Annotated in this window: 23 protein-coding genes; 14 read left to right on the top strand and 9 right to left on the bottom strand. The window is 66.7% G+C overall.

Going from position 1 to position 24,527, the window contains the following annotated elements:
- Window positions 1–80: 80 nt before the first annotated feature.
- From HUN07_RS04085 to HUN07_RS04075, 3 genes are read right to left on the bottom strand one after another with little or no spacing between them, the layout of a single operon-like run.
- On the bottom strand, window positions 81–1,700 hold the full coding sequence (locus tag HUN07_RS04085; protein WP_174908077.1) for a solute symporter family protein: 1,620 nt from the start codon (window positions 1,698–1,700) through the stop codon (window positions 81–83).
- Window positions 1,697–2,059, bottom strand: coding sequence for a DUF485 domain-containing protein (locus HUN07_RS04080; RefSeq protein ID WP_254622792.1), 363 nt, complete (start codon window positions 2,057–2,059; stop codon window positions 1,697–1,699). The genes HUN07_RS04085 and HUN07_RS04080 overlap by 4 nt, the downstream gene beginning before the upstream one ends.
- On the bottom strand, window positions 2,056–2,547 hold the full coding sequence (locus HUN07_RS04075; protein WP_174908076.1) for a nuclear transport factor 2 family protein: 492 nt from the start codon (window positions 2,545–2,547) through the stop codon (window positions 2,056–2,058). Before HUN07_RS04075 ends, HUN07_RS04080 begins: the two co-directional genes overlap by 4 nt.
- Before the next feature lie 169 nt (window positions 2,548–2,716).
- Between HUN07_RS04075 and HUN07_RS04070 the strand changes: the two genes are divergently transcribed.
- The 9 genes from HUN07_RS04070 (at window position 2,717) to HUN07_RS04030 (ending at window position 12,240) form a co-directional block, all read left to right on the top strand.
- Window positions 2,717–3,346 carry a TetR/AcrR family transcriptional regulator gene (locus HUN07_RS04070; RefSeq protein ID WP_174908074.1) on the top strand — a complete coding sequence of 210 codons (630 nt, stop codon included), beginning with the start codon at window positions 2,717–2,719 and terminating at the stop codon, window positions 3,344–3,346.
- A 110-nt stretch (window positions 3,347–3,456) separates the two neighbouring features.
- A complete protein-coding gene (locus HUN07_RS04065; protein WP_174908072.1) occupies window positions 3,457–4,650 on the top strand; it encodes an acyl-CoA dehydrogenase family protein in 1,194 nt (397 codons plus the stop codon).
- Window positions 4,647–5,414: a hypothetical protein gene (locus tag HUN07_RS04060; protein WP_174908070.1), complete on the top strand. Its 768-nt coding sequence runs from the start codon at window positions 4,647–4,649 to the stop codon at window positions 5,412–5,414. Before HUN07_RS04065 ends, HUN07_RS04060 begins: the two co-directional genes overlap by 4 nt.
- Complete coding sequence (locus HUN07_RS04055; protein ID WP_174908068.1) at window positions 5,411–6,271, top strand: alpha/beta fold hydrolase; 861 nt, start codon at window positions 5,411–5,413, stop codon at window positions 6,269–6,271. Before HUN07_RS04060 ends, HUN07_RS04055 begins: the two co-directional genes overlap by 4 nt.
- Complete coding sequence (locus tag HUN07_RS04050; RefSeq protein WP_174908066.1) at window positions 6,268–7,959, top strand: AMP-binding protein; 1,692 nt, start codon at window positions 6,268–6,270, stop codon at window positions 7,957–7,959. The genes HUN07_RS04055 and HUN07_RS04050 overlap by 4 nt, the downstream gene beginning before the upstream one ends.
- Window positions 7,952–9,184, top strand: a complete 1,233-nt coding sequence (locus HUN07_RS04045) for an acetyl-CoA C-acetyltransferase (RefSeq protein ID WP_441346798.1) — start codon at window positions 7,952–7,954, stop codon at window positions 9,182–9,184. Before HUN07_RS04050 ends, HUN07_RS04045 begins: the two co-directional genes overlap by 8 nt.
- Window positions 9,181–10,386, top strand: a complete 1,206-nt coding sequence (locus HUN07_RS04040; protein WP_174908064.1) for a CoA transferase — start codon at window positions 9,181–9,183, stop codon at window positions 10,384–10,386. Before HUN07_RS04045 ends, HUN07_RS04040 begins: the two co-directional genes overlap by 4 nt.
- Complete coding sequence (locus tag HUN07_RS04035; protein ID WP_174908062.1) at window positions 10,383–11,237, top strand: HpcH/HpaI aldolase/citrate lyase family protein; 855 nt, start codon at window positions 10,383–10,385, stop codon at window positions 11,235–11,237. Before HUN07_RS04040 ends, HUN07_RS04035 begins: the two co-directional genes overlap by 4 nt.
- Before the next feature lie 4 nt (window positions 11,238–11,241).
- Complete coding sequence (locus tag HUN07_RS04030) at window positions 11,242–12,240, top strand: MaoC family dehydratase (RefSeq protein ID WP_174908060.1); 999 nt, start codon at window positions 11,242–11,244, stop codon at window positions 12,238–12,240.
- Between the two features lie 113 nt (window positions 12,241–12,353).
- On the opposite strand, the gene hsaB is transcribed toward HUN07_RS04030, so the two are convergent.
- Genes hsaB through hsaA form a run of 4 tightly spaced genes read right to left on the bottom strand, consistent with a single transcriptional unit; the run spans window position 12,354 to window position 15,907 of the window.
- Window positions 12,354–12,941 carry a 3-hydroxy-9,10-secoandrosta-1,3,5(10)-triene-9,17-dione monooxygenase reductase subunit gene (gene hsaB / locus HUN07_RS04025; protein WP_174908058.1) on the bottom strand — a complete coding sequence of 196 codons (588 nt, stop codon included), beginning with the start codon at window positions 12,939–12,941 and terminating at the stop codon, window positions 12,354–12,356.
- A complete protein-coding gene (gene hsaC, locus HUN07_RS04020) occupies window positions 12,942–13,841 on the bottom strand; it encodes an iron-dependent extradiol dioxygenase HsaC (RefSeq protein WP_174908056.1) in 900 nt (299 codons plus the stop codon).
- Window positions 13,841–14,722: a 4,5:9,10-diseco-3-hydroxy-5,9,17-trioxoandrosta-1(10),2-diene-4-oate hydrolase gene (hsaD, locus tag HUN07_RS04015; protein WP_114723640.1), complete on the bottom strand. Its 882-nt coding sequence runs from the start codon at window positions 14,720–14,722 to the stop codon at window positions 13,841–13,843. The genes hsaC and hsaD overlap by 1 nt, the downstream gene beginning before the upstream one ends.
- A gap of 9 nt (window positions 14,723–14,731) precedes the next feature.
- Entirely contained in the window at window positions 14,732–15,907 is a 1,176-nt protein-coding gene (gene hsaA / locus HUN07_RS04010; protein WP_114723641.1) for a 3-hydroxy-9,10-secoandrosta-1,3,5(10)-triene-9,17-dione monooxygenase oxygenase subunit, read from the bottom strand.
- Between the two features lie 189 nt (window positions 15,908–16,096).
- Between hsaA and HUN07_RS04005 the strand changes: the two genes are divergently transcribed.
- Window positions 16,097–17,260 carry a Rieske 2Fe-2S domain-containing protein gene (locus tag HUN07_RS04005; RefSeq protein ID WP_174908054.1) on the top strand — a complete coding sequence of 388 codons (1,164 nt, stop codon included), beginning with the start codon at window positions 16,097–16,099 and terminating at the stop codon, window positions 17,258–17,260.
- Complete coding sequence (locus tag HUN07_RS04000) at window positions 17,257–17,598, top strand: hypothetical protein (protein WP_114723643.1); 342 nt, start codon at window positions 17,257–17,259, stop codon at window positions 17,596–17,598. The genes HUN07_RS04005 and HUN07_RS04000 overlap by 4 nt, the downstream gene beginning before the upstream one ends.
- 153 nt (window positions 17,599–17,751) lie before the next feature.
- Here the strand turns inward: HUN07_RS04000 and dmpG are convergent, their stop codons facing one another.
- Both dmpG and HUN07_RS03990 read right to left on the bottom strand, forming a co-directional pair.
- Window positions 17,752–18,825 (bottom strand): 4-hydroxy-2-oxovalerate aldolase, encoded by a 1,074-nt coding sequence (dmpG, locus tag HUN07_RS03995; protein ID WP_174914423.1) that lies wholly within the window; start codon window positions 18,823–18,825, stop codon window positions 17,752–17,754.
- Between the two features lie 5 nt (window positions 18,826–18,830).
- Entirely contained in the window at window positions 18,831–19,733 is a 903-nt protein-coding gene (locus tag HUN07_RS03990; RefSeq protein ID WP_174908052.1) for an acetaldehyde dehydrogenase (acetylating), read from the bottom strand.
- Window positions 19,734–19,862: 129 nt separating this feature from the next.
- Here HUN07_RS03990 and kstD point away from each other — a divergent pair, with 129 nt between their 5' ends.
- From kstD to HUN07_RS03975, 3 genes are all read left to right on the top strand, one after another.
- Window positions 19,863–21,566, top strand: coding sequence for a 3-oxosteroid 1-dehydrogenase (gene kstD, locus HUN07_RS03985; RefSeq protein ID WP_174908050.1), 1,704 nt, complete (start codon window positions 19,863–19,865; stop codon window positions 21,564–21,566).
- Window positions 21,567–21,578: 12 nt separating this feature from the next.
- Window positions 21,579–22,439, top strand: a complete 861-nt coding sequence (locus HUN07_RS03980; RefSeq protein ID WP_114723646.1) for a MaoC/PaaZ C-terminal domain-containing protein — start codon at window positions 21,579–21,581, stop codon at window positions 22,437–22,439.
- Window positions 22,440–22,540: 101 nt separating this feature from the next.
- The gene (locus HUN07_RS03975) at window positions 22,541–24,388 is read left to right on the top strand and encodes a cholesterol oxidase substrate-binding domain-containing protein (RefSeq protein ID WP_174908048.1); all 1,848 of its coding nucleotides are present in this window, start codon (window positions 22,541–22,543) and stop codon (window positions 24,386–24,388) included.
- Window positions 24,389–24,527 lie beyond the last annotated feature (139 nt).

Below are 24,527 nucleotides of genomic sequence, written 5' to 3'. Positions count from 1 at the left end.
ACCGCCCCGATGAAGGCCCCCAACGAGTTGGAGGGTCCCTTCACGCGCTGCGCGCGCATGAAGGGACCCTCCAACTCAACTCAGTGCGACGCCGCCACCTCGGCGCCGATTCCGGTTTCCGCGCGGACCAACATCTCCGCAAACTTCTCGTCGGCATCTTCGCGCGACTCGACCCGCCGCTCCCCCAGAAACGAGCCGACGACACAGGCCACCAGGCCGAGCGGCAGTGTGATGATCACCGGAAGCTGGATGTGCAGCGGCGCCGGACCACTGCCCATCCACAGGGCCTCGGTGAACATGAGGCTCACGATCGTCGACACCAGTCCGACGACAATGCCCCACACCGCGCCGGTGCTGTTGAACCTGCGCCAGTTCAAGCTCAGCAGCAGGCTCGGCAGGTGCGCACTCCCCGCGACCATGAACGCCATGCCCATGAAGTACGTGATGTTGGTGGTGTCGCCGATCGCCATAGTCAGCAGGATCGCGATGACACTGAAGCCGACCGCGCCGAATCTGGCGACCTTCGCATCCCGTGCGTCGCCGGCAGCAGTATCGGCGACGACATCCGTAGTGTTCCCGCGATCGCGGCGGGTCAGCGTCGGCCACACGTCGCGCGCGAAGGTACCGGCAGCCGAGATGACCACGCCTGCGACGACAGCCACGATGCTGGCGAATGCCACGGCGGAGACCAAGGCCAATGCAATGGAGCCGCCGACCGTTCCGACGCCTCCTCCGAGCTCGGTCACCAGGACCGGTGCGGCGAGATTGCCTCCTGCGCCGACACGTTCGGCACCACCGTCACCGAGCACGGCGGCGGCACCGAACCCCATCAGCACCACGACGAGGTAGAAGCCACTGCACAGTGCGACGGTCCAGCCCAGCGAGCGCCGAGCCGTCGCCGCCTCGGGCACGGTGAAGAATCGAATGAGGATGTGCGCCATACCGGCTGTGCCGAGCGCGAAGGTGAGGCCGTACGAGATGAGGTTGACGGCGCCACCCGACGCGAAGATCAGCCCGGGTGACAGGACCGCGTCACCGGCAACAGCGTGCTCGGTGGCATTCGACAGCACCTTCGGGAAGCTGAAGCCGAACTTCGACAGGATGCCCAGGCCGACGATCAGCGCCAGCACCGAGAGGATCGAGGACTTGATCACCTGCACCCATGTGGTGGCGAGCATACCTCCAACGAAAACGTATATGCCCATGAGGCTTCCAGCGACGATCACCGACAGCCAGAACGGGATCCCCGACACGGACTCGAGCAGCACTCCGGCTGCCACGAGCTGCGCGAGCAACACGAACATGCCGGTCGCGATGGTGCTGAACGCGACGACCACGCGGACCCGCCGTGCCTGTGTGCGGAACACCAGCACGTCCGCGAGCGTGTACTTGCCGACGTTGCGCATCTTCTCGGCGAGCAGAAACAGCACCGGAAGGAACGACACCACCGATGCACACAGGATCACCGTGCCGTCGACACCCTTGTAGAAGATCAGGCCGGTGGTTCCGAGGAAGCTCCCCGCCGAGATGAATTCGCCGGCGATGGCAAATCCGTTCTGCCACCCGGTGATCGAGCGGCCGGCGGCGAAGAAGCCGTCTGCGCTACGACTGCGACGTGAGGCCGCGAAGGTGACCCACAGGGTCAGCGAGATCACCGCCGCGCAGATGGCGATGGCGAGGAAGTCGGGTTCGCCAGTCATGCCGAACGCTCCTGTCGGTACGGGTCGATGGCCGCGAGTGCAGCGTCAGCCGCAGGCTGGATGTAGGTCCGGGTGAGGCGGAAGTACAGGTAGACCAGCACCCAGGTGCCGGCGAACTGGGAGAACATGAGCCACAGCGACAGCGGAACGCCCGCGATCGTACTACTCCCGAGCAGGTCGGGGAGGAATGCGAACCCCAGCAAGAAGACTGCGAGCATCACGATCGCCGCAGCACCGAGACTGTTCGTCACCACACTCCGGCGACGGCGCAGTTCGACGAACTCGGCGACGCTGAGTATGTCCGACCACCGCACGGACGCGGGCGCCCCCGGACGGTCGCCGTGGACAGGCGCGCTCACGGGTTGACCGCCGCGCGCCGGGCGGTGTCGAGCGCGAAGAGGTTCTCGTCCCAACCTTCGACGAGCGGGCCGAAGAAGTGGAAGCGCACCTGCTTGACGCGGTAAACCCAGCGGCCGTCGATACGAACCACCTGGTCCTCGTAGCGGCCGGCCGCGATCGACGGAGCGCCGTCAGTGACGCACGGCTGCCAGAGGAAAGATCGCACAGTTGCGCGGTCTCCGTCCAACTCGACTTCCATGTTGGTGATGAAGTGCCAGAACGACGTGAGACCGCCCGCGGCCAGACCGGCGAAGAACTCGCGCATCTCGGAGCGACCCTTGGGGTGCGACAGTCCGTCGAACTCGCCATCCTCGGTGAACAGGTCCATCAACTCGTCCCAATTGCCGTCGTCCAGGTGCCGGCAGTACCGAGCATCGAGCTGCCGAATAGCCTCGATGTCCTCCAGTCTGCGGATCCGGTCTTCGAGTCGGTCTTCGGAAGTGCTCATGGGGTAAGCCTCCTCGTGAGGGGTATGAGCATGGGATGGGGCAGATACCGACGCCCGTTGGTTAACGTGCGTTCATGTGAGGCAGACCATAAGACCCGTGGCCCGAGTTGGTCAAGACCCACACGACTGCCCTTGATCAGCGCGGGCGCACCGCTCTACCCTCCGAGACATGAACACTCGATCGGGCGCGAACGCCCTGACCAGGACACGCACCGCGGCACACGAGGGCGTCCGTGAGCGCATCCTGGAGACCGCGCTCGACGAGTTCTATGCGGCAGGCTTCCACGGCGCGACCATGCGAAACATCGCAACGCACGCCGGCTGCAGCGCCGCCAACGTCTACAACCACTTCGAGAACAAAGCCGAACTGCTGGTCGAGATCCTGAGGGCCGCCAGCGACGAACAGTTCACCGCCACCCGTAACGCACTGCGAAAAGCCGGCCCCGAGCCGGCCGACCAGTGGCGCGCGGCTGTCACCGCCCACGCCCTCTACACCGCCCGCAACCAGCGAGCCTGCGTCGTTGCGAACACCGAACTGCGCTATCTCGAAGAGGTCGATCGCAAACGCGTCGTCGGCTCTCGCGACGCACAGGAGCACTTGTTCGTGTCGATCGCCGAAGCGGGCGTTGCCCAGGGCGTATTCGAAGTTCCCCACGTTCACCAAGCAGTCACCGCGGTCCTGACCATGTGCGCGGGAATCGCGCTGTGGTTCCGGATCGATGGAGCACTCTCGGCACAGGAAGTCGCCGACACGCACGGCGTTTACGCCCTCAACCTGGTCGGATACCGAACCAGCTGACGGACCGCCCGATCCTCCCGCCGAGTTCGCCTGAGTTCGGGTCCGTTGACGCCTCATGCAGCCACATGCTCTACTTGGTTAACAAGCGTTAATCTTGACTAGGAGAGCGCATGACTCACCGACCTTCACAACCGCGTGTCGATTCCCCGCGGTACCTCACCGAAGAACGCCTGGCGATCAGGGACCTGGCGCGCGAGTTCGCCATGAAGCAGGTGCTTCCGATCGCGAACGAACTCGACCCGGTTCAGGGCACGATCCCTGACTCGCTGAAGCAAGCGATGGCCGAGATCGGTTTCTTCGGGATCATGATCCCCGAGGAGCATGGTGGACTGGGCCTCGGCGTATTCGAGTACTGCCTGGTCGCCGAGGAACTCTCCCGCGCCTGGATGAGTGTGTCGGGTCTGCTGGCCCGCGGCAACGGCATGGGCGGCGGGTTCACCCCGGAACAGGAGGCGGCGCTACTGCCCCGGGTCGCCCGTGGCGAGTACCTCGGCGCGTACGCGCTGTCAGAGGCCGAGGCCGGTTCGGATGTCGCGAACATCTCGTGCCGCGCGGTACGCGACGGCAACGAGTGGGTCGTCAACGGCACCAAGATGTGGTGCACGTACGCCGACGATGCCGACTACCTCGTGCTGTTCGTCCGCACGGATCCGAACAAGGATGTCGCCAAGCCGCACACCGGCATCAGTGCCTTCCTCATCGAGAAGGAACGCGGATCGTTTCCCCGAGGTGTCTCCGGGAACAAGGTCCGCAAGATCGGCTACTTCGGTTGGAGCACATGGGAGTTGGCATTCGACAACTTCCGCGTTCCGGCCGACAAGATGCTCGGCGAGGAAGGCAAGGGGTTCTACCTCGCCGTGAGCGGCCTCGAGGTCGGTCGCGCACACACGGCAGCCCGCGCGATCGGCCTGGCCCGCGCCGCGCTCGAGGACTCGATCGAGTACGTACGCACCCGGCACCAGTTCGGCAAGCCGATCGGCGACTTCCAGCACCTGCGTTTCAAGATCGCCAAGATGGCCGCCGACATCGAGGCAGCCCGCCAGCTGATGTACTCCGTGGCCACCGACATCGACACGGGCCGGCGCTGCTCGCTCGAGGCGTCGATGGCGAAGCTCGTCGCCACCGAGATGGCCGAACGAGTAACCAGCGAGGCGGTGCAGATCCACGGAGGCGCCGGCTACACCACCGACTTCCAGGTCGAGCGGCACTGGCGTGACGCCCGCCTGACGAAGATCTTCGAGGGCACCAGCGAGATCCAGATGCGGATCATCTCCGACGAACTCCTCGGCCGGGCCACGTCATGAGCGTCGGCGCACCCTCACGTTCGACGCTCCGGGTAGGCGACCGCGAACAGAGCCGGTACGCCCGGGTCGCCTCGCTGCTCACCGAGTCCGGCATCGCACTGCCCGCGGGCACATCCCTCCTGGGACCGACCGTCGCCGAACTGCTGGCACCGTCACCGACCATCGCGCCTGCGGTGCGTGAGCGCTTGTCCTGGAGCACGCGCGATCCTGTCCGGCTCGACGACAGTGTCCGCAGCGAATCCGTGATCACCCGGGTGGTAACGGAAGGGGACACCACGGTTCTCGTCCGACGGGTTGTCCTGTGCGACAACGTGAGCGCGGTACGCGAGGAGTCCGTGGAGACGTGGCGGCTTCGCGACGGAGGGTCCACTCCAGGCGTGCCCGCCACCGACTTCTGCACCACCCGATGGGGTGCGCTCGTGCGCGACTCGCTCGGTGCGGACCCAGGCTTCGCGTCCTCGCTCGCGACGTGGGACGGGACGATCGGACTACGCTGCGACGACCGCGAGGTCCACCTGCGCGTGTACAGGGGCCGGATCATCGACGTCAGCCCCCGCACGCCTGGAGGTGCGACCTTCACCTTCGTCGCGCCCGGGCACACCTGGGTGGACGTGGTTCTGGGCGACCGCGACGACTTCATGCGCCGCGCCATCACCGGTGAGTTCTCCTCCACGGGAAGCGGTTACGAGTACCTGCGACTGACCAAGCCCCTCAACATCCTCATCGCGCACGCGCGAACGATCGCTCGGGAGGCACAGCTGTGATCGAGGCCCGCTATCTGCTCATCGACTCGGCTCTGGGCTTCGTCGAGATCGTCCACCCGGCCAACGGATCCACCGCGACCGACGACGCCACTCCTACGGTGCTGTGCATCCACACCGCTGGCCAGAACGGTGTGCAGTGGCGTCATGTCGCGTCCGCTCTCGCGGACAAGGGGTATCGAGTGGTCGTGCCGGACCTACCCGGGCATGGCCGGTCCGAGCCCGCCGCCAACGGTCCGGTCACCGATCTCACGGCGTACGGCGACTGGCTGTGGAAGCTGCTCGACGCTCTCGGCATCGGACGCCCGTACGTGATCGGCTGCTCGATCGGGGGGAAGCTGACGCTCGACCTCGCCACGCGCCCGGAGCGCCCCCTGGCGGGCGCGATCGCGATGGCCGCCGAGGCGGGGCCCGGCCGCGTGAACGTGGCAGGCCTGCGCCGCGAACTCGAGGATGTTGCCGGACCGTCACGCGGTGAACGGACATACCTCGGCACCCTGGCCTCGGTGGGCGATACCGTTCCCGCCGACCGGGCGGATCTGATTGCCACCATGCACCGTCGTGAGGATCCGGTGATCTCGTCGTCCGACCTCATCGGCTGGGGCGGGCACGACGTGCGTGAGCGACTGTGCCTGACGACATGTCCCGTGCACATGATTGCGGGAGAACAGGATCCATGGATCACTCCTGACACGGTCAGGGCCGACGCGTCCCGCATCCGCGGTGCCCGGTTCACGATGTTGGCGGGGATCGGCCACTATCCGATGGAGGAAGTCGAGGACTTCGCCGACGTCGCGGCCACGTGGCTGGGCGAACTGGCGGACGTCCCCCGCTCGACACGAGCGGAGGCAGCATCATGACTCGCGAGACTCTCGCATCGTTCCTCGACAAGTTCGTCGCCGCAGCCCCCGAGGCGACCGCAGCCATCGACCTGGTCGGTCCGGGCATCGTCACCACCACAAGAACCCGGCTTCGCGACCGAGTGCGGTTGCTGGCGACCGAACTGGCCGAGGTCGGCCTCCGACGCGGGCAGTGTGTCGCGGTGTTCCTTCCGAACTGGTCGGACGCGGTCGTCTGGCAGTTCGCGGCATCGGCACTCGGCGCCCACGTCATCGGCATCAACACCCGCTACAACGTCGGCGAGATCGAGCACGTGCTCCGCTCGGCACGGCCTGCCGTAGTGGCCGTCGCCGACAGCTTCCACGGACTCGATCTGTTCGGCATGCTCCGCCAGGCCGTCTCGGCCACCGACGGCAATGCCGATGCCCCGACACTGGCGGTGGTGCGGACTCCTGGTCTCGGCCCCGCGGCCGATTTCGACGCCGCGGCATTCGATCTCGGCTCCGGATCATGGCAAGCCGGCAGCGGCGATACGGGCGGGGCGTCGGCACCGCGCACGCCGGTGACCGCAACCCAGACTGTGGCAGGGGATCTCGGCGATCCCGATGACCCGCTCGCCGTTGCCTTCACGACATCCGGATCGACGGGTACCCCCAAGCTGGCCGCGCACCGGGAATCGGCCGTCGTACAGCATGCCCGGGCGGATGCGGCCGGAATGGCCATCGTGCCCGGTGACGTGACGTTGTGCGTGCTCCCACTGTCCGGTGTGTTCGGCTTCAACACCGCAATGGCGACCTTGGCGGGCGGTGGAACCGTGCTCATGGTTCCGGTGTTCGATCCCGTCACCACGCTGCGCGCGATGGAATCCGAGCGGGTGTCGCACATCGTCGGCGGCGACGATCTCTACGGCAGGATCCACGACACCTGGCAGGACGTCCGCGGGGACCTCTCGTCCTTGAAGTGGCTCGGCATCGCGGACTTCCTCGGTCGCTCGCACGAGATTGCGCGCTGGGCGCGAGACGAGTTCGACGCGTTCACCACCGGAGTGTTCGGATCGTCGGAGGTGTTCTCGCTCATGCTCTTCTGGAACGCCGACGATCCCGAGGCGGTGCGGTGGAACGGTGGCGGACGACCCGTAGGCCCTGAGATCTCGATCCGAATCGCGGACCCATACGACGACTCCGTGGTGCCCGACGGCGAACAGGGTGAACTCCAGGTTCGCGGACCGAACGTCACGGACGCATACCTGGGTAATCCGGACGCCGCAGCACAGGCATTCACCGCCGACGGGTGGTTCCACAGCGGTGATCTGGCGGTCGCGACCGGCGATGGTGGGTTCACCTACGTGTGTCGTGCCGGGGATGCGTTGCGGCTGCGCGGGTTCCTCGTCGACCCCGCCGAGATCGAGACGCGCCTCGCGACGCACTCGGATGTGCAAACCGCGAAGGTCGTCGGCATCACCGGGCCCGGTGGTTACACCCAGGCCGTCGGGTTCATCGTTCCCGTCGAGAATGCCACGGTCGCATCCGCCGCCCTACGGCAGTGGTGTGCGGATTCGCTGGCGGCGTTCAAGGTGCCGTCGGCCATCCACGTGATCGAGAAGATGCCCACCACGGTGGGCGGCAACGGCACCAAGATCCGGGCCGTGGAACTGCGCGACTGGGCGCAGCAATGGACGGATCGTGAAAGGGATTTCCGCAGTGTGTAACTCACCGTCAGCAACCGATGTCGTAGTCTGCGAGCCGCTGCGCACGCCTGTCGGGCGGTACGGCGGGGTGTTCCGCGACGTTCCCGCCGCCGATCTGGGCGCCCGGGTGATCGCCGAGCTGATTCGGCGCACGGGCGTCGCACCCGAGGCGATCGACGACGTCATCTTCGGACAGTGCTATCCCAACGGCGAGGCCCCCGCAATCGGCCGGGTAGCCGCACTCGATGCCGGACTGCCGGTCACCGTGCCGGGCCAGCAGTTGGACCGGCGCTGCGGCTCCGGTCTGCAGGCGGTACTCGACGCTGCCATGCGAGTCCAGACCGGCGTCGCCGATCTCATCATCGCGGGTGGCGTCGAATCCATGAGCCGCGCCGAGTACTACACCGAGTCCATGCGCTTTGGCGCCAAGGGGGCACCAGCGGCCCTGCACGACCGCCTGGCCCGCGGACGCGTCACCGCGGGGGGACGGAACTACCCGGTTCCCGGCGGTATGCTCGAGACCGCCGAGAATCTGCGACGTACGTTCGGCATCAGCCGCCAGGAGCAGGACGAACTCGCCGTCGCCTCGCACCGGCGCGCGGTGACGGCGATCCGGACAGGCAAGTTCGCGGAGGAGATCGTGCCGGTCGAGGTCCCGGTCAAAGGTGGTGGCACCGAGACGATCAAGCGGGACGAGCATCCCCGAGCCGACACCACCGTCGAATCCCTCGGCCGACTGCGGCCGATGATGGCGCGGACCGACCCGGACGCAACCGTCACCGCCGGCAATGCGAGCGGCCAGAATGACGGCGCTGCAGCCTGTCTCGTAACCACACGGGAGAATGCGGACCGGCTGGGGCTGAACCCGCTCGCCCGTGTCGTCACGTGGGCAGTCGCAGGTGTGGACCCGTCGATCATGGGCATCGGTCCGGTTCCTTCGACGGCACGGGCTCTCGAGCGCGCCGGACTGGACCTGTCCCGGATCGATCTGATCGAACTCAACGAGGCCTTCGCCGCGCAGGCACTGGCCTGCATGCGGGAGTGGAACTTCGGTGCCGCCGACCGTGAGCGAACCAACGTCAATGGATCGGGAATCTCGCTGGGGCACCCCGTAGGTGCCACCGGCGTGCGTATCCTCACGACACTGCTGCGAGAGATGCAGCGCCGCGACGTGCGCTACGGGCTGGAGACGATGTGCATCGGCGGCGGGCAGGGACTGACGGCGATCTTCGAGAGGGTGTCATGACCGCACGACCGCTGAACGGCATCCGCGTCGTCGACATGTCGTCGTTCGTCGCCGGGCCGACTGCCGGACGCGTCCTCGCCGAACTCGGCGCCGAGGTGATCCGCGTCGATCCGATCTCCGGTGCCGTCGACGGCAACCGCTGGCCCGTCACCGATGACGGTGCCAGCCTCTACTGGGCCGGCCTCAACCAGGCGAAGAAGTCGGTGACCGTGGACCTACGCAGCGAAGCCGGTCGGGGCTTCGTCACCGATCTGGTTGCCGACTCCGGGATTCTGCTCGAGAACGCCGCACACGCACCGTGGCTGGACAACACCGTCCTCACCCGGCGCCGCCCCGACCTGATCCATCTGCACGTCGAGGGCCACGCCGACGGAACTCCCGCCGTCGACTACACCGTCAACGCGGAAGTCGGGTTGCCGCTCATGACGGGAGCCCCGAGTTCAGACACCCCGGTCAATCATGTTCTGCCGGCGTGGGATCTTCTCACCGGGCTGTACGCCGCACTCGGACTGGTGACGGCGCTGCGTCGTCGCGACCAGACCGGTCAGGGCTCGTATCTACAACTGGCACTGGGTGATGTCGCACTGTCCGCGGTCGCGAGCATGGGGTGGGTCGCGGAAGCCGACCGCAGCGGTGCAGCGCGGGGACGTCAGGGCAATGCGCTGTTCGGTAGCTACGGCGCAGACTTCCCCACCGCCGACGGTCGGGCCGTCATGATTGTCGGGCTGACGACCGGTCAGTGGCGGGCACTCGTCGATGTCACCGGCACCGCCGACATCTTCTCCGCACTCGAACGACACCGCGGACTGGACCTGAGTGTGGAGGCCGACCGGTACGCGGCCCGGGATGCCATCACGGCTGTGCTGCAACCGTGGTTCGCGGCCCGCTCCCTCGCACAGCTGGAGGCCGAATTCGATGGGACCCGCGTGCTGTGGAGCGCCTACCGCACGCTCGCCGAGGTCGCCGCCGATATCCGCTGCCTCGACGGCGACGGTGTCGTGCAGGAAGTTGTTCAGCCGGGAATCGGCACCATGCTCACCTCGCGTTCCCCGCTCCGCTGGTCCGGCGTGTACACCGATGCCGCCGCGGCGCCGGTGTCCGGAGCACACACCCGCGACGTTGCGACGGCAGCCGGTCTGGATTCAAGAACCATCGACGACCTCGTCGAATCAGGCGTTCTCGGGGAAGCCGAGGCGAAATGAGCAGCACCACAACACCGAACCGCCGACGCTGTGCGCTGATCGCCCCTGGATCGGACGAACGCAAGATCCTCAAGGCCCTCGCATCGACCGCCGACGAGGTGGTGCTCGATCTCGAGGACGCCGTCACGGCTGCGCGCAAGGACGAGGCACGCACCTCGGTGTGCCGACTCCTCGGGGAACACCGACCCGACCGAATGGTCACCGTCCGTGTCAACGGACTGGGCACCCCGTGGGGCGCCGACGACCTGGGGGCGATCGGTGCGCTCGACAACGTCGGAATCGTGCTGCCGAAGGTCGACACCGCGACCGACCTGGTCGCAGCCGACCGGGTGCTCACCGAACTGGGCTCGCCCGCCCGGCTGCAGGCCCTCGTGGAGACTCCTCAAGGTGTCTCGTCGATCGACGAGATCTGCGCCGCAACCGCGCGACTCGACAGTGTCGTGATCGGATACGCCGACCTGGGCGCCGCGCTCGGCCGAGGCGGCGGGTTCGCGCCCGAACTCTGGGTGCACGTCCAGGACCGCATCCTGATCGCCGCCCGAACCGCAGATATCCAAGCGATCGACGGCCCACACCTGTCCATCGCCGACCACGCCGCCTTCCGCGCGGCGGCGCAGTGGACCCGAGACCTCGGTTTCGACGGAAAATGGGTCATCCACCCCGAACAGGTCGAGGCAACCATGGAAATCTTCACGCCCACAACCGAAGCTGTCGACCGGGCCCGTCGAATCCTCGACGCGATGGCCGAGGCCGCAACCGCCGGGGCCGGGGCGGCACAGCTGGACGGGCAGATGCTCGACGAGGCGGTCGCGGTCGCTGCCAGGCGCACACTTGCGCAGATCGGAGTCTGACGACATGCCCGGAGCACACATCGTCGGGGGGCCCTACTTCGACGACCTGTCCGTCGGGACGGTGTTCGACACAGCCCCCGGCGTCACCCTCACAGACGGCCTCTCCGCAGCGCATCAGGTGATCCTCGGCGACCGGATCCGGCTCGCGCTCGACACCCACCTGTCGCGGGCGGTCACGGGGGCACCCACTGCGGTCGTCAACCCGGGTCTGGTGTGCGACATCGCGATCGGGCAGTCGACGTTGGCCACGCACCACGTGAAGGCCAACCTCTTCTATCGAGGACTCCGCTTCCACCGGTTCCCTCACCTCGCCGACACCCTGTACACGAGGACGGAGGTCATCGGCCTACGCGAGAACTCAGCTCGTCCGGGTCGCCCACCCACCGGGCTGGCCGCGCTCCGGATGACCACCACCGACCAGGACGGGCGGACTGTCCTCGACTTCTACCGGTGCGCGATGCTCCCGCTGAGCGACGCCCCCGACCCGACACGCGTCGTTCACGCGGACGACCTGTCCTCGATCGGACCGTCGGACGCCCCCGCGTGGTCGGTCCCCGACAACTGGAACCTGAACACTTATCGAGACCGAGTTCCCGGCGAGCGCTTCTCCCCCGACCTTGTGGGTACGGAGTTCGCCAACAGTGGCGACGTCGTCACCAGTGCACCCGAACTGGCTCGGCTCAGCCTGAACATCGCCGCCGTCCATCACGACGAGCGCGTCGGCGGATCCCGATTGGTCTACGGCGGGCACACGATCGGTATCGCGCTTGCACAGGCGGTGCGGGCGCTACCGAACCTGGTGACCGTGCTGGGTTGGGAATCCTGTGACCACACCGGCCCGGTCCGGGAGAGCGACACACTCACCAGCACCCTCGAGGTGGTGGCGGCCGACCCGATCGGTGACGCGTGGGCCGTGCACCTTCGCTCGATCGTCCACGCCCGCAGCGGCGGCGGCGCGGACCGCCCGGCGCTCGACTGGCGCTTCACCGCCCTGATGATCTGAACCCCTGCCCCAACGGCTGAAGGGTCCCTTCACACGCGGTGAGCGTGTGAAGGGACCCTTCAACTCTTTCCCCAATCCATCATCTGATGGAGCTATCCCCCGATGGGCGGAGCCTACAACCAGGTGTCCTCGCTGGCGGTCGTGAGGAACGCCTCGAGGTCGTCCCGCCACTTCGCCGGCACCGTCTTGTCCGGCTCGATCCCGGTGTACTGGCCGCGGTAGAACAGCAGCGGCCTCTCGGTCTTGATCTCACTCATCGAGTGGACCCGTCCGAAGACCACGTAGTGGTCGCCGCCGTCGTGCACCGTCTCGACCGTGCAGTCGATGTGCGCGAGCGAGCCGTCGAGGATCGGCGACCCCAACGGCGATGGAGTCCAGTCGATTCCGGCGAACTTATCCGGTTCCCGCGACCCGAACCGGGCGCAGGTGGACTGCTGTTCCTCCGCGAGCACGTTGACGCAGAATCGCTCGGTCCGCTCGATCGCCGCCCACGACCGCGACCCCTTGGTGGGGCAGAACAGCACCAGAGGCGGTTCGAGCGACAATGCCGCGAACGACTGGCACGCGAACCCGACGGGCGCACCGTCGTCCATGGTCGTGATGATCGTGACGCCGGTGCAGAACTGACCGAGGACGGTCCGGAACTGTCGCGGATCGATCTCCGTTCCCGTTCCCACTCTGGACGTCTCATGGCCGGACATTTACTTGAACCCCACCGTGAAGTCGTGCCCCCACAGACTCACAGCGGTGCTCTCCTTCGCGATCCACTTCTCGTCCTCCACCTCGAGCCCCTCACAACCGAATTCGACATCGAATCCGCCCGGGGTCTTCATGTAGAACGAGAGCATCAGATCGTTGACGTGACGGCCGAGCGTCGCCGACATCTTCACGTTCTTGCGGAGCGCGCGATCGAGGCACAGTCCGACGTCGTCGGAGTTCTCGACCTCGACCATCAGGTGCACGATCCCGGTGGGGTTCGGCAGCGGCGCGAACGCGAGGCTGTGGTGACGCGGGTTGCAACCGAGGAAGCGCAGCCAGGCCGGCTCCCCGTCTGCCGGACGCCCGACGACCTGCGGAGGCAGTCGCATCGAGTCGCGCAGCTTGAACCCGAGGACGTCGCGGTAGAACTCGAGGTCCGCCTCGTCGTCCTTGGTCGCGAGCACGACGTGCCCGAGACCCTGCTCGCCGGTGACGAACTTGTGTCCGTACGGGCTCACGATGCGGCGGTGCTGCAGAGCGACGGTGTGGAAGATCTCCAGGCGGGAACCGGAGGCGTCACGGCACTTGATGAACTCGACGACGTTGCGTTCGGCCGCCTCCTCCTTGGTGCCCTCCTCGAACTCCCAGTCGGCCTTGGCCAGGCGCTCACGAATCTCCTGCAGACCTTCGGCATTCGCACATTCCCAGCCGACGGAGTAGAGCCCGTCGCGCTCACCGGGAACGATGACGAGGCGAGCCGGGTAGTCGTCCATGCGCAGGTAGAGGGCGTCGGAGTTGGTGCCCTTGCCCTCGATCATCCCGAGAACCTTGAGACCGTACTCGCGCCACGCGGCCATGTCGGTGGCCTCGATGCGCATGTACGCCAGTGAACGAATACCCATCACTTACCTCCGTCGAGAAGGAAGTCCGCTGCGAGACGGTTGAACTCGTCGAACTTCTCGAGCTGAGCCCAGTGGCCGCACCCACCGAACACGTGCAGCTGCACGCGCGGGATCATCTTGAGCGCCACCAGGGCGCCGTCGATCGGATTGACCCGGTCCTCGCGACCCCAGATCAGCAGCACCCGCTGGCGCAGCTTGTAGGCGTCACGCCACAGCATGCCGAGTTCGAACTCGGAACTGGAGAACGACTTCCCCATCGCCTTCGCGGCCGCCAGCGATTCCGGAGCGCTCGCCGCGGCGAACCGCTCGTCGATCAACTCGTCGGTGATCAGCTTCTGGTCGAACACCATGATCCGCAGGAACGCCTCGAGGTTGTCCCGCGTCGGCTGGTAGCTGAACTTGCCGAGGTTCTTGACTCCCTCGGTGGGGTCCGGCGCGAACAGGTTGACGCTGAGGCCGCCCGGTCCCATGAGCACGAGCCGTCCGGCCCGCTCCGGGTAGTCCAGGGCGAATCGGACCGCAGCGCCACCGCCGAGCGAATTGCCCAGCAGGTGAACACGATCGGTGATGCCGAGCGTGTCGAGCAGGTCCTTCAACGCCGACGCACTGTGCCGGAAGTACTGCGGGTGCTCGGTGGGCTTGTCGGACTGGCCGTAGCCCGGCTGGTCGACGGCGATCACGTGGAACTGCTGCGCCAGAACGGGAATGTTCCTGGCGAAGTTGGACCAGGACGACGCACCCGGGCCGCCGCCGTGCAGCAGCACGATCGTGGGGCCGTTGCCGACCCCCGCCTCGTGGTAGTGCAGCTTCAGGTCCGGGCGGACCTGCGCGAACCGCGAGGTCGACTCGTAGGAGAGCTCGATGGCTTCGGTGGCTGTCATCGGTGCCCCCTAGACCATCGTGTCGGTGAGCGGCAGGCCGAACTCGGCGCCACCGAACATCACGTACGCACGCTCGGGGTCGTTCGCAGCATGCACGCGTCCGGCATGCGCGTCACGCCAGAAGCGCTGGATCGGAGTGCCGTTCGTGAGAGCGGTCGCACCCGAGTTCTCGAACAGTCGGTCCACCGAGGCGATCGCACGACCGGTGGCGCGCACCTGGTCGCGACGGGCCCGCAGGCGCAGCTCGATCGGTACCTCCTCACCCGCGAGCAGGTGGGCGTACTCGTCGGCGACGTTGCCCGACAGCTGACGCCACGCGGCGTCGATGTCGCTGGACGCCTCGGCGATCCGGATCTTGGCGAACGGGTCGTCCTTGGCCTTCTCGCCGGCGTAGGCCGCGCGCACGCGCTTGCCCTGGTGCTCGACGTGAGCCTCGTAGGCGCCGTAGGCCATTCCGACGATGGGGCTCGAGATCGTGGTGGGGTGGATGGTGCCCCACGGCATCTTGTACACCGGCGCGGTGTTGACCGCGAGGCCGGCGGCGGTGTGGTCGTTCATCGCCTTGAAGCTCAGCACGCGGTGCGTGGGGACGAAGACGTCCTCGACCACGATGTCGTTGCTACCGGTGCCGCGCAGGCCGACGACGTTCCACACGTCGTTGATCGTGTAGTCGCTGCGCGGGATCAGGAAGGTGACGAAGTCGACCGGACGGCCGTCCTTGATGACCGGTCCGCCGAGCATCGCCCAGTCGGCATGGTCGCAACCGGACGACCACGACCACTTGCCGTTGACCTTGTAGCCGCCGTCGACGACGACGCCGGCGCCCATCGGCGCGTACGACGAGGAGATCCGGACGTCGGTGTCCTGGCCCCACACGTCTTCCTGCGCCTGCTGGTCGAACAGTGCGAGGTGCCAGTTGTGGACACCGATGATGCCGGCGACCCAACCGGTGGATCCGCAGGCGCTCGCCAAAGTGCGGACCGCGGTGTAGAAGGTGACCGGATCGGCCTCGTAGCCGCCCCACTGCTTCGGCTGGAGCAGGCGGAAGAACCCGGTCTCCTGCAGCGCCTTGATGGACTCGTCGGGAATGCGACGCAGATCCTCGGTCTCCTGTGCGCGTTCACGCAGCACCGGCAGTAGCGCGTCGATCCGCCGCATCACCTCGCGGCTGTCATGGTCACCCACTGGACGCTCCCGTCTGTAAGAGATGTTCACTTGACCTGAGACTAGAACACGTTCTCTTCCGTGTCGAGAAAACCGGAATTCCACTGGTAACAGGATGTCGATGGGGATACCAAGCACGCGAAATCTAGCGGAATCCGACGAAGTTCTATAACGTGTTCTAGCAACAGCTAGAAGGGATGTGAGGTACTGATGGCGCAGATTCGTGAGATCGATGTGGGAGCTCCGCAGACGCGTTTCGCACGCGGTTGGCACTGCATCGGCCTGGAGAGCGAATTTCTCGACGGCAAGCCGCACGCGGTCGAGGCGTTCGGCACCAAGCTGGTGGTCTTCGCCGACAGCCAGAACAAGCTGCACGTGCTCGACGCATACTGCCGGCACATGGGTGGCGACCTGAGTCAGGGCGAGATCAAGGGTGACTCCGTCGCGTGCCCGTTCCACGACTGGCGCTGGGGCGGCAACGGCAAGTGCACGGACATCCCGTACGCCCGTCGCGTGCCGCCGATCGCGCGGACCCGTTCGTGGACCACGTTGCAGCGCAACAAGCAGCTGTTCATCTGGAACGACCCCGAGGGCAACCCCCCGCCGGACGACGTCACGATCCCGGAGCTGCCGCAGGTCATGACCGACGAGTGGACCGACTGGCAGTGGAACCGGATCCTCGTCGAGGGCTCCAACTGCCGCGAGATCGTCGACAACGTCGTGGACATGGCGCACTTCTTCTACGTCCACTTCGGTTTCCCGAAGTACTTCAAGAACGTCTTCGAGGGCCACGTCGCGACCCAGTACCTGCAGAACCACGGCCGGCCGGACGTCGGGAGCATGGGCACGCAGTACGGCGATTCGGTGCTCGACTCCGAGGCGTCCTACTTCGGCCCGTCGTACATGGTCAACTGGCTGCACAACAACTACAGCGGGTACAAGGTCGAGAGCGTCCTGATCAACTGCCACTACCCGGTCACGCAGGACTCGTTCATGCTCATGTACGGCGTGAGCGTGGAGAAGCCGAAGGGCCTCGACGACGCCACCAGCAACAAGCTCGCCCGTAAGTTCACCGAGGGCGTGGCAATGGGCTTCGAGCAGGACGTCGCGATCTGGAAGAACAAGACCAAGATCGAGAACCCGCTCCTGTGCGAGGAGGACGGCCCGGTGTACCAGCTGCGCCGCTGGTACGACCAGTTCTACGTCGACGTCGCCGACATCGACGAGAAGGCGACGCAGCGCTTCGAGTTCGAGATCGACACCACCAAGGCCGTCGAGGCCTGGCAGCGTGAGGTCGACGCGAACCTGGCGCGGCAGGCGGAGGAGAAGGCCGCCGCCGAGGCCGCGGAGAACGAGCACAAGACGGGAGTGTGACGATGACCTCGACCTGGGCCAAGTCCCCGAACTTCGCCGACAGTCCGGCCCGGGTCGAGGCTGTCCGCACGCAGACCGCCGTCGACCTGCAGACCTACCTCGAGGACGGTCTGCAGGAGGTGGAATGCCGCGCGTGCGGGACGTGCGTGCTGGTTCGCAAGAACAGCTACAAGCACACCAGCATCCAGTGGCAGGCCGATCCTGCCGAGGTGTGCCCGGAGTTCACCGGCGCCGGTGGGCAGACCGGGTCCCGGCAGACGTGCCCGCGCCTGCTCAGCAGCATCGATCACGCGGTGCTGGAGGGCATCCTCGAGGTGCGCGACACACTGTCGCAGTAGGCGATCACACGAGACGAGGGGCGCGCATCGACCAGGATGTGCGCCCCTCGTCTCGTCCCGTCCTCCCGCGCCGCCGGTGACGACGACGGCCCGATGTCACATCGGGTCAGTCCAACCGAACGCGTGTGACATCGGGCCGAACGGGCGTCCGACCTAACGGGCCGCGGACTCGCGCTGCAATTCGAGTGCGATGTCGATCAACTGGTCCTCCTGGCCGCCGACGAGCTTGCGCCTGCCGGCCCGGACCAGCAACTCCGCGGCGGAGACGCCGTAACGCTCGGCCTGGCGCTCGGCATGCTTGAGAAAGCTCGAGTACACCCCGGCATAGCCCATCATCAGCGCCTGCCGGTCGAGCAGGCACTCGGCCGGCATCGCCGGCCGCACGATGTCCTCGGCGGCGTCGGCGATCGCAAAGAAGTCGATTCCGGTCTTGACGCCGATCTTGTCGCACACCCCGACGAACGCCTCGACCGGCGTATTACCCGCACCCGCGCCGAAACGCCGGGTGCTGCCGTCGATCTGCCTGGCACCGGCACGGACCGCGGCGATCGAGTTGGCGACGCCGAGCCCCATGTTCTCGTGGCCGTGGAAGCCGACCTGGGCGTCCTTGCCCAGTTCCTGCACCAGAGCCTCGACACGCTCGGAGACCTGTTCGAGCACGAGCGCACCGGCCGAGTCGACGACGTACACGCACTGGCAACCGGCATCGGCCATGATGCGGGCCTGCTGGGCCAACTGCTCGGGTGCGATGGTGTGCGCCATCATCAGGAAGCCGACGGTCTCGAGGCCCCGGTCACGGGCCAGGCCGAAGTGCTGGATCGAGACGTCCGCCTCGGTGCAGTGCGTCGCGATGCGGCAGATCGACGCGCCGTTGTCCTGCGCCTCGATGATGTCTTCCTTGACGCCGACACCCGGCAGCATGAGGAACGCGATCTTCGCCCGCTTCGCGGTGTCCACCGCAATCGTGATCAGTTCCTGCTCGGGCGTTTTCGAGAACCCGTAGTTGAACGAGGAACCACCGAGACCGTCACCGTGGGTGACCTCGATGACCGGGACGCCGGCGCCGTCGAGCGCGGCGACGATCGAGCGCACCTCGTCGCCGGTGAACTGGTGGCGCTTGTGGTGCGAGCCGTCACGGAGCGACGTGTCGGTGATCCGGATGTCCCACGAGCCGTCGAAGTGGAGATCGTCGGTCCAGTCGGCCCTGCTGTCGGTCCTGTCGCCCATGTCGCTCACGCCCTCACGCTGAGAAACTGCTGGGCGATCTCCTCGCCCACCTTGGTTGCCGCCGCGGTCATGATGTCGAGGTTCCCCGCGTACGGGGGCAGGAAGTCGCCCGCACCCTCGACCTCGACGAACGTGGTCACCGTCGCGTGCCCGCCGGAGACGACGCTCGGCTCGCCGAATTGCGGCTCGTTGAGCAGCCGGTACCCCGGCACGTACTGCTGTATGTCGGCGACCACCCGGTGGATCGATTCGATGATCGCGTTCCGGTCAGCATCCTCCGGGATGGCGCAGAAGATGGTGTCGCGCATGATCATCGGCGGATCGGCCGGGTTGAGGATGATGATCGCCTTGCCCTTGCGGGCGCCACCGATCACCTCGACACCACGGCTGGTGGTCTTGGTGAACTCATCGATGTTGGCGCGGGTACCGGGTCCGGCGGAGACCGACGCGACCGAGGCGACGATCTCGGCGTAGGGGACGTCGACGACGCGCGAGACCGCGTACACGATCGGGATGGTCGCCTGCCCACCGCACGTGATCATGTTGACGTTGGGCGCGTCGAGGTGCTCGCGCAGGTTGACGGGCGGCACCACGGCCGGTCCGATCGCGGCCGGGGTGAGGTCCACTGCGCGGATGCCGTGTTCGGCGTACTTGGGCGCGGCCTCGCGGTGCACGTATGCCGACGTCGCCTCGAACACCATGTCCGGCTTCTCCGCCTGCTGCAACAGCCAGTCGACCCCCTCCGCGGAGGTCTCCAGGCCCATCGCGCGGGCGCGCGCGAGACCCTCGCTGGCGGGGTCGATGCCGATCATCCAGCGCGGCTCGAGCCACGGGGATCGCTGCAGTTTGTAGAGGAGATCGGTGCTGATGTTGCCTGAACCCACAATTGCGACACTTGCCTTGGTCATGTGAACTCACCTCTTCGGCGTCGACTGCAACGTGTGTTCGTTTGTCAACATCACCATCGCGAGCTGCCAGCAATACTTCCTGGCAGAAAGCATGGACTGTCAGCCACCTCATTCTATAACGTGTTCTACATGAGCAAGCAGGAATACGACATCGTCGTCGTCGGCAGTGGTGCTGCCGGCATGACCGCCGCCCTTACCGCCGCACACCAGGGCCTGAGCGTGGTCGTCGTCGAGAAGGCAGCCCACTACGGCGGCTCGTCCGCGCGATCGGGCGGAGGTGTCTGGATCCCGAACAACGAGGTGCTGCAGCGCGACGGAGTCACCGACACCACGGACGCGGCACGCACCTATCTGCACAGCATCATCGGCGACGTCGTCGCCCCGGAGAAGATCGACACCTACATCGACCGCGGCCCCGAGATGCTGTCGTTCGTCTTGAAGAACAGTGCGCTGGAACTGCAGTGGGTTCCGGAGTACTCGGACTACTACCCGGAGGCGCCGGGTGGACGCCTCGGTGGGCGTTCGGTCGAGCCCGTGCCGTTCGACGGCAACCGCCTCGGCGACGACCGCGACAACCTCGAGCCCGATTACGTCAAGGCCCCCAAGAACTTCGTCATCACACAGGCCGACTACCGCTGGCTCAATCTGCTGATGCGCAACCGCCGCGGACCGCTGCGGGCGATGAAGGTCGGCACCCGGTTCCTCGCCGCCAAGTTGCGGGGCAAGGACCTGCTGGTGCGCGGACAGGCCCTCATGGCCGGACTGCGTCTGGGCCTGCGTGACGCCGGGGTCCCGATCCTGCTGAACACCCCGCTCACCGATCTCTACACCGAGGACGGCGTCGTGCGCGGCGTGAAGGTTCTCGTCGACGGCCCCGACGGAGCCACCGAGCAGATCATCCACGCCCGCCACGGTGTCGTCCTGGGCTCGGGCGGTTTCGAGCACAACGACGAGATGCGCAAGAAGTACCAGCGCGGCCCGATCGGCACCGAGTGGACCGTCGGCGCCAAGGCCAACACCGGCGACGGCATCGTCGCCGGCCAGAAGCTGGGCGCGGCAGTCGACTTCATGGACGACGCGTGGTGGGGTCCGTCGATCCCGCTCACCGGTGGACCGTGGTTCGCGCTGTCCGAGCGGACGCTGCCCGGTTCGATGATGGTCAACACCCGCGGCAAGCGGTTCGGCAACGAGGCCGCGCCGTACGTCGAGGCCACCCACATGATGTACGGCGGCGAATACGGTCAGGGCGAGGGCCCGGGCGAGAACATCCCCACCTGGATGATCCTCGACCAGCGCTACCGCAACCGGTACACGTTCGCCGGCATCACGCCGCGCTCGCCGTTCCCGGGCCGCTGGCTCAAGGCCGGAGTCGTCGTCAAGGCGAACACGATTGCCGAACTCGCGGAGAAGACCGGCCTGCCGGTCGAGGCCCTCACCGAGACGGTGGAACGCTTCAACGGGTTCGCGCGCAACGGCAAGGACGAGGACTTCGGTCGCGGCGACAGCGGTTACGACCACTACTACGGTGATCCGCGTCTGAAGAACCCGAGCCTCGCCGAGATCGACAAGGCGCCGTTCTACGCCATCAAGATGGTCCCGGGCGACCTGGGCACCAAGGGCGGCATCGTCACCGACGTAAACGGACGCGCCGTCCGTGAGGACGGCTCGGTGATCGAGGGCCTGTACGCCGCGGGCAACTGCAGCTCCCCCGTCATGGGCCACACCTACGCCGGCCCCGGCGCGACCATCGGCCCCGCGATGACGTTCGCGTACCTGGCCGTGCTCGATATCGCCGACCGCGCCCGTGCCGCAGCGCAGTCCGTGACGAACTGACAGGAGAAGCCAGTGCCCATCGATCCGTCGATCGCGATCGGAGCCGAGCTCCCCGCACAGGAGTTCTCCTGGACCCCGTCGGATGTCCAGCTGTACCACCTGGGTATCGGCGCGGGCGCGCGTCCGCTCGATCCCCGCGAACTGAGGTACCTCGACGACGCCAAGCCTCAGGTCCTGCCGACGTTCGCGACGGTGGTCGCGAACATCCATGCGACCGAGGCGCCGCGCGTGTCGTTCCCGGGCGTCGAGATCGACCTGGCCAAGGTCGTGCACGGCAGCCAGGAAGTGACCGTCCACCAGCCGATTCCGGCGAGCGGCTCGGCTCGGACCACCACTCGGATCACCGAGGTGTGGGACAAGGGCAAGGCTGCGGTGATCGTCCAGGAGTCGTCGACCGTCGCACTCGACGGCTCTCCGCTGTGGACGGCCCGATCGTCGATCTTCGCGCGTGGTGAGGGTGATTTCGGGGGTGAACGTGGCCCGTCGGAGTCGGTCGCGCTACCCGATCGGGCTCCCGACGCCGAGGTTGTCTCGCAGGTCCTACCGCAGCAGGCCCTGCTGTATCGGATGTGCGGGGATCGCAATCCGCTCCATTCGGATCCCGAATTTGCCTCCGCTGCGGGCTTTCCTGCGCCTATCCTGCATGGACTGTGCACATACGGGATTATTTGCAAGGCTGCGACCGACACCGTCCTTGACGGAAATGCCGATCGTGTCAAGGGATTCCGGGCCCGTTTCGCGGGGGTAGTCTTTCCCGGCGAAACGCTTCGGACACGAATCTGGCGAGAGGCCGACAGGCTACTCATCTCTGCAACTGTTCCCGAGCGGGACGACTCGCCGGCGCTGGCGGACGTCGTGCTCACCGTCGCGTAGCGAACACGAAGCTGTACCGGTCGGGTCGATGTGCTCGTCGACCCGGCCGGGCATATCTGCACCCGGACTTCATTCCCCCTCACACACCTTGGAGTACACGAATGACGCTCAACGACGAGCAGCCCCGGCTGTCGCGGCGAGGATTCCTCGCGGCGGGCGCCGGTGCCCTTGCCGCCGGTGCCGTGGTCGGCGGCTGGACGCCCGCCTTCGCGGTTCCCGCCGGATCCTCCGGGTCCCTGGGATCCCTCGGGTCCCTGGGATCCTCCGGCCCCGTCGCACCGCTCCCGACGCCGCCGAACTTCCCGCAGGGCATCGCACTGTTCCAGCAGGCGTACCAGAACTGGTCCAAGGAGATCATGCTGGACGCCACCTGGGTCTGCTCGCCGAAGTCGGCGGACGACGTGGTCACCCTCGTCAATTGGGCGCACGAGAACGGCTACAAGGTCCGTCCCCGCGGCGCGATGCACGGCTGGACCCCGCTGACCGTGGTGAAGGGCTCCAACGTCGAGAAGGTGATCCTCGCCGACACGATGACGCACCTGAACGACGTCACGGTGCATCCGGACGGGTCTCCTGCGACCGTCACCGCTGGTGCCGGCGCCAGCATCGAGGCGATCGTGACCGAGCTGCAGGAGCACGGCCTCGGTTGGGCCAACCTGCCGGCTCCCGGCGTGCTGTCCATCGGCGGCGCCCTCGCGGTGAACGCCCACGGCGCGGCCCTCCCTGCTGAAGGCGAAGAGACGCTGCCCGGCCACACGTTCGGTTCGCTGAGCAACCTCGTCACCGAACTCACCGCGGTCGTGTGGGACGGCAGCAAGTACGCGCTGAAGACGTACCGGCGCAACGACCCCAAGATCACTCCGATGCTCACCAACCTCGGGCGTTGTTTCCTCACCTCGGTCACGATGCAGGCCGGCCCGAACGTGCGGCAGCGGTGCCAGAGCTTCACCGACATCACCTGGCAGGAGCTGTTCGCACCGAAGGGCACCTCGGGCCGGACGTTCGAGAGTTTCGTTGCCGAATCCGGTCGCGCGGAGGCGATCTGGTATCCCTTCACCGAGAAGCCGTGGATGAAGGTCTGGTCGAACTCGCCGACCAAGCCGGACGGGGCGTCCGGCAGCCTCGGCTCGCTCGGCTCGCTCGGCTCGCTCGCGGGCAAGCCCCCGCAGTCGCGTGAGGTCACCGGCCCGTACAACTACGTCTTCTCGGACAACCTGCCGGAGCCGCTCACCGACATGATCGGCGCGATCAACGCCGGAAACCCCTCGATTGCGGCGCAGTTCGGTCCGGCGATGTACGAGATCACCAAGCTCGGGCTGGCCGCGACGAACTCGTCCGACATCTGGGGCTGGTCGAAGGATGTCCAGTTCTACATCAAGGCCACGACGCTGCGGCTCACCGAGGGCGGCGGCGCCGTCGTCACGAGCCGCGCCAACATCGCGACCGTGATCCACGACTTCACCCAGTGGTTCAACGAGCGCATCGAGTTCTACCGCGCGAAGGGTCAGTATCCGCTGAACGGTCCGGTCGAGATCCGCTGCTGCGGCCTCGATCGGCCGGAGGACGTCAAGGTCGATTCGGCGGGCCCGCCGACCATCTCGGCGACTCGTGAGCGTCCCGATCATCCCGACTGGGACGTCGCCATCTGGCTGAACGTTCTCGGCGTTCCGGGCACCCCCGGCATGTTCGAGTTCTATCAGGAGATGGAGCAGTGGATGCGGTCGCACTACAACAACAACGCCGCCACGTTCCGTCCCGAGTGGTCGAAGGGCTGGGCGTTCGGCCCGGACCCGTACACCGACGAGGACATCGTCAAGAACAAGATGCGGGCCACCTACATGGACGGCGTGCCGGCCGACGAGAACTGGGACACGGCCCGGGCGCGGTACAACGAGATCGACCCGCACCGCGTCTTCAGCAACGACTTCATGGATCAGCTGCTGCCGTAAGGTTGCCGGATCCCGATCCACCGACGCCGGTGGTGCCTGGCCAGCTGCCAGGCACCACCGGCGTTCTCGTGGGCGGGGCCGAACCCGCATTCGGAGTACCGTCGAAGGTGATGCACGACAACCGATGGTGACCTGAGCC

This window comes from Rhodococcus sp. W8901 (assembly GCF_013348805.1).
GTDB lineage: Bacteria > Actinomycetota > Actinomycetes > Mycobacteriales > Mycobacteriaceae > Prescottella.
The sequence above is the reverse complement of the archived record's forward strand: the minus strand, read 5'-3'. Positions and strand labels throughout refer to the sequence as shown.